This window comes from Leisingera sp. F5 (assembly GCF_001593695.1).
In genome coordinates this window covers 1-1281 of sequence record NZ_LUKH01001097.1, presented here as the reverse complement: position 1 = coordinate 1281, position 1281 = coordinate 1, and the positions used below count along the sequence as shown (strand labels likewise).

The window sequence follows — 1281 nt, the reverse complement described above, 5'->3', positions numbered from 1 at the left end:
ACGCAAAGATGATGTCCGGCTTGGGCGCGAGACGTTCGATCAGCCGCAGCAGCCGCGCCGGAACCGCCATGCGGTAGCGCAGCTGGTCAAGGCGGATGTCGTTGAGGAACCGGTCGAAAATCACCAGGTCCTTGCGGATCATCCGGGGCAGGACCACTAGGAAATGCCCCAGGATGTAATCGCAGGCAAAGTAGAGCAGCCGCGCCAGCGACACCGCGCGCCCATGCGGCACAACATCGTGCGGGTTGGGGTTTTCCTGCTTTTCGGGCGCCGGGTTCCAGAATTTGAGCCGTCCCGGCGTTGGCAGCAGCCGGGGCCGCCAGTAGAGCAGGGTCACGCCGTGAAACACCGGTGACAGGTTTTTGTGCAGCGCAGAGATCAGGGTGGATTTGCCAGAGCCGTCCGGCCCCAGAAACGCAATGCTGCAGCCCACCGGCTGCCGGATCCGCTGTGCCCGTCGGCGGATCTCCTGCGCCCCGGCCGCCAGCCGCCTGCGCAGGCCCATGCGCGCCCGGCCATAGCGCGCCAGCTGCCGTCGCAGCGTGGTTCCCTTTTGCGGCAGCTGATCTGCCGCTGCGGCCTTGACCGCGTCAAGAATGACGGGCGCAAAGGCGGATTTGAAGGCGCCCATGTCCTGGGTGCCCTGCAGCTCCCGGATCCGTTCGGCGCGGTAGGACCGGTTGTCGTTCTTCAGCACATGGCGGACTGCCAGATAGGCCAGCTCTGATTGCGGCGACAGGCTCCAGAACATGCCGTTATTGACCCTGTTGCGGGCAAGTTCCGCGTGGCGCAGAACTTCGCCGGTGCTGAAGGAGCCGTAACCCGCCATGATGTCCAGCTTCAGCATCACCCGCCCGGCGCTGCCGCGCTGAACCAGGGTATAGGCGCGGCTGCAGGTGCCGGACCAGATATCAAACAGCAGCAGCAGATCGTTATCGCGCGCGAATGCCCGCACAAGCCTGGCGATCAGGGCACTGTCGGCGGGGGCGGCAGAGATATCCACGTCCAGATCATACTCCGGGTTCTGTGCAGACAGGCCGGACAGCACGCAATATGAGACGCCGTGTTCCTCCAGGCAGGCAAAGAAGCGGAGCAGCAGCTGGTCGCGCTGTGGCAGGCTGATGCCGTTCATGTCAGCATTTCCAATGCGGTTTTGCGCCGGGGCGGGCACCGATTCAGTAAAATTGCAGGACATTGCGCGGCCCCCAGATCAGGATTGTCCCGGCTGCCATCGTCAGGAAGAAGGCAAAGCCGCCGACGGCAAACAGGACGTCCTCGCGC

At 64.2% G+C, this 1281-nt stretch carries 1 protein-coding gene; it reads right to left on the bottom strand.

The window, feature by feature from the left end:
- The coding region (locus A2I95_RS39205; protein WP_291737762.1) for a hypothetical protein at window positions 1-1132 on the bottom strand (1132 nt) is incomplete at its 3' end.
- Window positions 1133-1281: the final 149 nt, after the last annotated feature.